Origin of the sequence: Haloimpatiens lingqiaonensis (assembly GCF_901447495.1) — a bacterium.
Lineage (GTDB): Bacteria > Bacillota > Clostridia > Clostridiales > Clostridiaceae > Haloimpatiens > Haloimpatiens lingqiaonensis.
On sequence record NZ_CABDWS010000102.1, the window covers coordinates 1 to 8,843 of the forward strand.

The window sequence follows — 8,843 nt, forward strand, 5'->3', positions numbered from 1 at the left end:
GAGTTTGAAAACTTTAGGGGCTTTAAATGGACAAATATTAGAAGTTCTTGGCGTATTGTTCAAGTCCAAAATTTCACATTTATCACGGAATTAAAATCAGATTTTTCCTATGCACTTACTTCACAATATATATTTAATGCGGCATCTCCTTTTGTTTACATATTTATTAATTTCTTCGTAACCTCTAAAGTTCTAGAAAACTTATCCATATTTAGGTTGATAAATTCTAATATTTCTTTTCTAGACGGTTCCTTATATCTATGAGAAATTCTATTTCTCATAAGTCTTGCTTCATCTAAAAATAAATGCAACTCTTCATCAATAATATTGTTTTCCTTTATAAATTCAAGTGATTGCTTCATATCAATACCTATTTTAAATTTTTTTAATTCCTTTAATATCAAAGATGTTAAACTTTCAACAGTTATGAAAAAATCAACAAATATTTGTTTTAATCCATATTCTATATACAAAGATTTATTTGCATCCTTTTCATTTTTTAGAGAATTCATGCATCCCTCTAAAAGAGATATAGTCTCGGTCATATCTTCAATTATTTTATATAACCTATCTTCATTCATGATATTAAATCTCTCCTTCTACAATCAAAATAGTGTTCATTCTGCTTATAATACCAATGAACTCTTTCAATTAGCTCTTCTACAGACTTATTATAATCTGAAGAATAAATAACCTTACCAGTGTTTAGTATATTGATTTTTATAAATATATCCAATGTATCACTATTTAAATCAACCACATCTATACTTCGTTCTAAAAGATTTTCTAAATACAACTCCAAATCTAAAATTTCCTTTATTTTAAGACTGTCTTTACCTAATATGGCTATATCTACATCAGAGTACTCATGAAAATCATCTGTTAAAACGCTTCCAAAAACTAACACAGTGTTAATATCCATTTTACTTATATATTGTTTAAACTCAATGCTATTTAATTTATCTAATATATTTTGATTAGCAATTCTCATTTTTATTCCCCCTCGGAAACTTAACGCCACTTTATTGTATTATAACATAACACTATTCCCAGCTATCATTCGCCAGAACTACTTAAAATTAATGCATCTTAATTATATTATACCCAAAAGATATTCTATATCAGACCATATTATTCAATTATATCTCTTACTCCCTCTAAAATCTCAAAATTAGTAAAATCAAAGTGTAGTGGAGTTACAGTTACATATCCATGAGAAAGAAAATATAAATCAGAATCCTTCTCCTGTATTTCATTTCTCGTTCCATTTTTTTTATAAATCTTATCTTCACTATCTTCTATTAATGTGTATTTTGCATTGTAAGTAGACTTTCCTATTCTGCAAACCTTGATTCCTTTTATATCTTCGTCTTTTATATTTGGAATGTTTATATTAAGAACCACATCCCCTCTTAAATACTCTTTTTCTACCATTTTAAGTATTTTACTTGTCCATTTTACTGCCTTACTGTAGTCTTCATCATCTTTTTCCCAATCTACTTCCATAGAAACTGCAATGGATGGAACATTATAAATAGCTCCTTCGATAGCAGCAGAAACTGTACCAGAATACAATACATCCGTACCAGCATTAAGCCCTCTATTAATACCTGAAATAACTAAATCTATATCCTTTCCAAGTAGTGAAATACCTGCTTGAGTGCAATCTGCTGGGGTTCCAAGTACACTATAGGCACTACATATTAAACCTTCAAGTTTTTCTTCCTTTATTTTTATAGGCTTATTTATAGATATTGAGTGACTAGTAGCACTTTGCTGTTCTCTTGGGGCAACTATTAAAGTTTCATGATTTTTACAAATTTCCTCTGCTAAGGCTCTAATTCCTCTAGCATCTATTCCATCATCATTAGTAATTAATATATTCATTTAATTACTCCTTTCTAATTCCCTGTTAATATAAATAATACATTAACGCATTACTTATATTATATACTTTATGGTACTATTTTTAAATATTTCTTCTATTTCCCTTGTAAAGAATTCTTTCATATGATCAAGTTGTTCTTTTTCGTACACAAATTTACCATAACCAAATTGACCATATTTATATTTTCTCTCCTCATCCTTCATTGGTAAATTAGTGTCTGGGAAAACCTTCAATATTATATCCTTTGCTCTTGAAGTATACCTATGGGATATTACTTCAAAAGTTATAGGATACTTTAAATTTGTTGGCAAATTATCTTTTAATTCTATTAATAAATTTTTATAATCTTCTTCCCATCCTTCATAAATAAATACCGGTGCTATTATAAATCCTATTGGGTACTCTGCCCTAGCTAACTTAACACTGGCTTCTATTCTTTTATCAATGGATGCAGTTCTGCTTTCATATTCCCTTATAACTTTATCTGTATTCAGAGTAAACCTTACTTCAGTTTTACCCCTATGATTTAAATTTATAAGGCTATCTACATCATTATATTTTGTAACAAATCTAAACCTTCCATTTTCATTATTTGCAAAAAACCCTATAGTTCTCTTTAACAAATGAGAATAAGGCTCCACTGGCACAGGATCAGAGGTAGCAGAGCCTTCAAATATAGTTACCTCTGGCAACCTTTCATTTATATAGCTTCCTGCCTTAGAAAGTATTTCTTCAACATTCACATTGATTTTTATATAAGGTTTATCACCTAAATTAGTATTTAAATAGCAATATTGACACTGACCTGTACAACCTGATACTAATGGCAATTGATAATGTGCTGAAGGCTTGCATGATTGAAACTTAAATCCCTTCTTCACCCCCACTACTAAAGTTTTTTTACCTTCTCTATAAAAATTATATAAATCCTCTCCTGGAATATTTTCTTTAATTCTATTAGAAGTGATATTTATAATTTGCACACCATTATTTCCTTTAAAAAAATTTAATACATCTCTACCTATTTCATAGTCTAAACTTCCTCTTTCAAATATTACTCTCTTAGGAATAAACATACTTTAAAATCCTCCGTTGATTTGTTTATTATTAATTTTTACATAGAGGTTAAATATTATACAGCCCTTTGTTGTTGTCTTTAATAACCTTACAACTTTGAAGGACTGCTAAGTAAGTTTTGGAGAGTTTTAAATTCATGCCAAAGTGCTAATTTTAAACTTTTAAATTAATACTTTAGTATGAATTTTTTATTTTAGTACAAAATACATATTGATGTTCTTCCAATTAAATTAATAATTTATTTTATTATAACAAAATATGATTTTTATACATTTATAACTGGAATCTTTTAGTTGATATTTTACTCACTAGGTGGTATTATATTAATGTAGTTATACGTAGTTTTGAAAACCATGTATTAAATTGATTTATTAGGAGGCATTATTTTGGAAAAAATAGCTTTAATTTCAGATAGCACATGTGATTTAAATGAAGAATTTATAAAAAAATATGATATAAAAATACTTAACCTAAAAATAATATACAAAGATAAAGAATATATTGATAAAGTTGATATAACTCCTCAACAAGTATATGATAATTTAAAGGTAGAAGTTCCTCATACATCCTTGCCTTCTGTGGCAGACATGCATGATCTTTTTTACAAGCTTGAGTCTGAAGGGTATACACACGCTATTGCAATCCCTATAGGTTCCGGTTTATCTGGTACTTATAACACACTAAAGCTTGCTGCTAGCGAGCATACCGATCTTAATATAACAGTTTTTGACTCCAAATCCTTAACTCTTGGAGCTGGTGCATTAGTTATAGGTTGCGGCGAAATGATAAAGAATGGAAAAAGCTATGATGAAATTGTATCCGCTCTTCCACAGATGAGAGATAATATTAGTGTTTATTATATAGTTGATACCTTAGAATACTTAATAAAGGGTGGACGAATAGGTAAAGTCTCTGGAACCCTAGGACAACTATTAAATATTAAACCAATAATATCTATAAATGATGAGGGAATTTATTATACATATTGCAAAGTTAGAGGAAAAAAACAGGCAAAAAGTAAGCTTATGGATATAATTCAAGAAAACTTAAATAATACAAAAGCAAAAGTTTGGGTAATGCACGGTGGTGCTTATGAGGAAGGTAAACTCTTTTACGATTCTCTAAAGGATAATCCTAATATAAGTTACTTAGGTTTTGGAGATATAAGCCCAGTTGCTGGTGTTCATACTGGTCCTGGTCTTGTAGGTGTAGTCATAGAAAAAGAGCCTTTAGTTTAAAAGGCTCTCTTATTTTTTTCTAACTAAAAATGCATTAGGCAAAAGTCTTCCAATCTTTGATGGTGAAGAACATTTTGTTAAAATTTTTCCGTCATAAGCCATAATGGATGATGATCCACCATCACAAGCTGCTGCTGTAACAGCTCCATAGGATTGCATAACCTGTGCACAATCCTCCATAGTTGCACCTAAACTGTAGGCTGGCTGTCTTCCATCAATAACCAAAAATATTACTACTCCATCTTTCCTCTGCCCTACAATAGTTCTTGGTTGAAGTCCCCATCCTGCTGAGCCACTAATTACCATCTTATTATCTGAAATTAATACTGGCGAAAATTGAGCTCCATCTCTTATATTATATTTATCCCAATTTCGTATTCCGCCAACAATAAGCCTATCATTTTTGTCAAAGGCTATTGTTCCATATCCGCTTGTATATTCTCCCCATTTTTGTCCATTTTCATATGTAACTCCTATAATACTGCCACCATTACCTACACCTCCAGCATCATTAAAGCCACTGGCATTGATGCCTAATACAGCATCATACATACTAATGAAATCCAAAATCGCTCTTCCAGAAATACCTTTTTTATCTGTAGTACCTACAAATACTCTCTTAGGATCATCAATCAATGCAATCCTGCCTTTAAACTTGTTACCGCTAACTTTAGATATTATAATTCCTTGTTCAATATCATTTATAACCACATCATTTCCTGCATAGTCTTTATCCCCAACTTTTAAATTTTTCTGATTTAAAATATCCCCTGCTTGTCCACTATTTATATCTTTACTATCATTTGGTTCTTTATCTATATTTGTAACTGATACTAAATTAGAGTTATCTACTTTCTTACTCATAACCCTATTTATTAATGAATCTGGAAAAAACAATGTAGCCAGCCATTGATGAGTTGCTGTTGTCATTGCAGTTTCTATGTATATATCTCTAAGGTCCGAAATTACAGGTATATCTAAAAATACCAAGCTTGAATACATGCCTGTAAGCAATATACATATTGCTAATAATATCTTAAACCTTTTTCTTTTTTTAACTTTTCTTTTTACTTTTCTTGATTTTCTTCTTTCTTTTCTTGAAATCCTTATCTTATCTCTATCTACTGAATTCTCTGTCATTAAATCACTCATGATGTTTCCCCCATTTATAAATAATTTATTTTATCCGATGACTACCTGCCGTAACACTCCCACTTTTAACAAAGTGCGAGTTAACGGCAGCTACGTCCCTGGATAACGTTCTCTAACCTTCAGTTGGAGTAAAAACTCCATCTGAAGCTAAGAGCTCTGTTTATCCGATGACTACCTGCCGTAACACTCCCACTTTTAACAAAGTGCGAGTTAACGGCAGCTACGTCCCTGGATAACGTTCTCTAACCTTCAGTTGGAGTAAAAACTCCATCTGAAGCTAAGAGCTCTGTTTATTATATCATAGTAATATTTTTAAAAAAACTAGTAATATTTTTAAAAAAGCAAAAAATTCTATACTATTATAATCAAAATAGACTATATCATTGAACAAAACACACATTCAATAATATAGCCCATTAATTTACGGTATTATTTAATTTCCATTTAATGTTCTAATTCATTTATCTTCCTATTACAAAGAAGACAATGATATTAGAAGTTTTTAGGTTTACATATTATCTCATTTATCTTAGTGTCTAATATGTTATTTGCATGAGCTGGACTTATAACCACAGCAGTATCTGCGCCTTCTGCACTGCCCCCCACTGCAATTATTTCCTCTCCGTAAGGTATAAGTCCCGTATCTAAAGCCATAACACTTACTTCCACACAAACTTTAGTCCCTTGTCCAAACATTCTTAAAGTATGAGCCATAATTTCCACAGGACTTACTCCACCAAATTTTTTACTTATGCCTCTTTCTGCACCACTTAGCACATGAGTAGTAGTAAGAACCTTAATTCCTAAACTCTTAAGCTCCTCTACTGTTTCTTGAAGCATAACATTTTCACCAGGTTTTTTAGATCCATAAGCATGAGTAACACAAACAATGTTTAAGTCAGTAGCTTCTTGAAATAGTTTGCCCGTATATCCACTATTAGTAGCCACAACAATATGCTTTATATGTCTATTTCTTGCTTCCTTAATTGCAAGTTCCACACATTTTTCGGTATTTGCTTTTCCTTTTTCCTTAAAGTACATGGTATCTCCCCCAATCAAATCAGTAACTTATCTTAATTATAACATACTAAACTATGCTAATCTTCACACATAATTTCTAAGCTGCAAATTATATAATTCACCTAGGTGCTACTAGTGTCACTTTTTCTCTATACTACAAATTCCCTATCCTGTGAAAAGTTAAAAAATCTACCGGAATCATATCCATAACAAACAATTTAATGATATATAAATAAAAAGTACCCAAGCATTAAAAATCAATGTTTGGGACACTTTTATTAGTTAATATGTTTTTCTAATAAAACTATTTAATCAATTTACATACATCATTAGCAAATTGTACAGGATCTTCTATTGAAAGTCCTTCAATTAATAACGCTTGGTTATATAATAAATTTGAAAGCATTTTTAATTTATCTTTATCCTCTTTAAATGCATCTTTAAGAGCAGTAAACATTTCATGATTTGTATTAATTTCTAGTATTTTATCAGCTTTTATATTCTGATTATCTGGCATCATCTTAAGAACTTTTTCCATTTCAATTGAAATATCTCCAGCATTAGCAAGACAAACTGGATGACTCTTTAATCTTTTTGATGCTTTAACTTCTTTTACTTTACCAGATAAGGATTCCTGCATAAATTTGAATAATTCTTTATTTTCATCTGTTTCATTTTGATCTTCTTTTTCATCAGACTCAAAGCCTAAATCATTGCTATAAACAGATGTAAATTCTTTATCTTTGTATTTCATAAGCATTTTAATAGCAAATTCATCCACTTCATCAGAGAAATACAATATCTCATAACCCTTGTCTTTTACAGCTTCAGTTTGTGGTAATTTATCTATTTTATCTACAGTTTCTCCTGGTGCATAGTATATATATTTTTGATCTTCTTTCATACGAGAAATGTATTCATCAAGAGTAACAAGTTTTTTCTCTGTTGATGAATAGAACATAAGTAAGTCCTGAAGTACATCCTTATTAGCACCAAATTCAGAATACACGCCAAATTTTAATTGTTTTCCAAAGTTATTGAAAAACTCAATGTATTTTTCACGGTCATTTTTAAGCATTAATAAAAGTTCATTCTTTATTTTGTCTTTTATTTTCTTTGCAATAAGTTTAAGCTGTCTATCATGTTGTAAAAGTTCCCTTGAAATATTAAGAGAAAGATCCGCTGAATCAACTAAGCCTTGAACAAAGCTAAAATAATCTGGCAACAAATCTGCACATTTTTCCATTATTAATACTCCATTAGAGTACAGCTCTAGACCCTTTTCAAAGTCTTTTGTATAAAAATCGTAAGGAGCTCTAGCAGGTATAAATAATAAGGTTGTATAGCTTACTGCACCCTCCACAGTAGAAATAATTGATTTTAAAGGCTTTTCATAGCCAAAGTGCTTATCCATATAGAATCTTTCATAATCTTCAGTACTTACTTCATTTTTACTTTTTCTCCAAATAGGAATCATACTATTTAAAGTATCATCTTCAAAGTAGTCCTCATATTCACTTTCGCTGCCTTCTTTTAACTTACTTTTCTTAACCATCATTTTAATTGGATACTTTATAAAATCGGAATACTTTTTAACTAAAGATTGTATATTGTATTCCTCTAAAAACTCATCATAATTTTCATCTTCTGTGTTTTCTTTTATTTTTAATACTATTTCAGTTCCTACTTCATCCTTATCACAGGTTTCAATTTCATAGCCTTCTACACCCTTTGACTCCCATTTGTATGCCTCATTAGAATCAAGTGCACGACTTTTTACAATAATTGAATCTGATACCATAAATGCAGAATAGAATCCAACTCCAAACTGCCCTATAATGTCCACACCCTCTTTTGTCTCCATTTCATTTTTAAAAGCAAAAGATCCACTTTTTGCAATGGTTCCAAGGTTGTTTTCAAGTTCCTCCTCAGTCATACCTATACCCGTATCAGTAATTGTAAGAGTTCTATTTTCTTTATCTGCAGAAATTCTTATGTAAAAATCCTCTCTATTGAAACTTATATTTTCATCAGTAAGTGAGCGATAGTATCTCTTATCAATTGCATCGCTGGCATTGGATATAAGTTCCCTTAAAAATATTTCTTTATTTGTGTAAATTGAGTTGATCATTAAGTCTAATAGTCTCTTAGACTCTGCCTTAAATTGTTTTTTAGACATTTTATCATTTCCTTTCATCATAGTTTAAGTTATTAAAAATGTGAAAGGCCTATGCCTTTTACCGCATTTTTGTTAGCACTCAAACTTAGTGAGTGCTAACTTTATTTTAGCAAACTCATTTATTTTGTCAAGTTTTTCATTCCTATTACAGAGATTTAGCACCTAAATTCCAGTAAAAATTTTATTTTTACTGGAATTGTATCTTTTTACATTTACTTAAAGGGCTGGTAAGCCCGCAGACCGATAGGTCGCAAAAATAGATACACTTACCCCTACCCCACGAAATCTT

At 30.4% G+C, this 8,843-nt stretch carries 8 protein-coding genes; 1 reads left to right on the top strand and 7 read right to left on the bottom strand.

What is annotated here, in order from left to right; all coding sequences use genetic code 11:
• Positions 1-155 precede the first annotated feature (155 nt).
• The 4 genes from FGK85_RS13770 to splB all read right to left on the bottom strand — a co-directional run bounded on the left by FGK85_RS13770 (position 156) and on the right by splB (position 2,964).
• Positions 156-581, bottom strand: coding sequence for a HepT-like ribonuclease domain-containing protein (locus FGK85_RS13770; RefSeq protein WP_138207570.1), 426 nt, complete (start codon positions 579-581; stop codon positions 156-158).
• Complete coding sequence (gene mntA, locus FGK85_RS13775; RefSeq protein WP_138207572.1) at positions 578-991, bottom strand: type VII toxin-antitoxin system MntA family adenylyltransferase antitoxin; 414 nt, start codon at positions 989-991, stop codon at positions 578-580. The genes FGK85_RS13770 and mntA overlap by 4 nt, the downstream gene beginning before the upstream one ends.
• A 140-nt stretch (positions 992-1,131) precedes the next feature.
• On the bottom strand, positions 1,132-1,887 hold the full coding sequence (surE, locus tag FGK85_RS13780) for a 5'/3'-nucleotidase SurE (RefSeq protein WP_138207574.1): 756 nt from the start codon (positions 1,885-1,887) through the stop codon (positions 1,132-1,134).
• 54 nt (positions 1,888-1,941) lie between these two features.
• Entirely contained in the window at positions 1,942-2,964 is a 1,023-nt protein-coding gene (splB, locus tag FGK85_RS13785; protein ID WP_138207576.1) for a spore photoproduct lyase, read from the bottom strand.
• Positions 2,965-3,351: 387 nt separating this feature from the next.
• Here splB and FGK85_RS13790 point away from each other — a divergent pair, with 387 nt between their 5' ends.
• Positions 3,352-4,203, top strand: a complete 852-nt coding sequence (locus tag FGK85_RS13790) for a DegV family protein (protein ID WP_138207578.1) — start codon at positions 3,352-3,354, stop codon at positions 4,201-4,203.
• 9 nt (positions 4,204-4,212) lie between these two features.
• Here the strand turns inward: FGK85_RS13790 and FGK85_RS13795 are convergent, their stop codons facing one another.
• The 3 genes from FGK85_RS13795 to htpG form a co-directional block, all read right to left on the bottom strand.
• Entirely contained in the window at positions 4,213-5,355 is a 1,143-nt protein-coding gene (locus tag FGK85_RS13795) for a phosphodiester glycosidase family protein (RefSeq protein WP_138207580.1), read from the bottom strand.
• 492 nt (positions 5,356-5,847) lie between these two features.
• Positions 5,848-6,396, bottom strand: coding sequence for a pyruvate kinase alpha/beta domain-containing protein (locus FGK85_RS13800; RefSeq protein WP_138207582.1), 549 nt, complete (start codon positions 6,394-6,396; stop codon positions 5,848-5,850).
• 283 nt (positions 6,397-6,679) lie between these two features.
• On the bottom strand, positions 6,680-8,554 hold the full coding sequence (gene htpG, locus FGK85_RS13805; protein WP_138207584.1) for a molecular chaperone HtpG: 1,875 nt from the start codon (positions 8,552-8,554) through the stop codon (positions 6,680-6,682).
• Positions 8,555-8,843 lie beyond the last annotated feature (289 nt).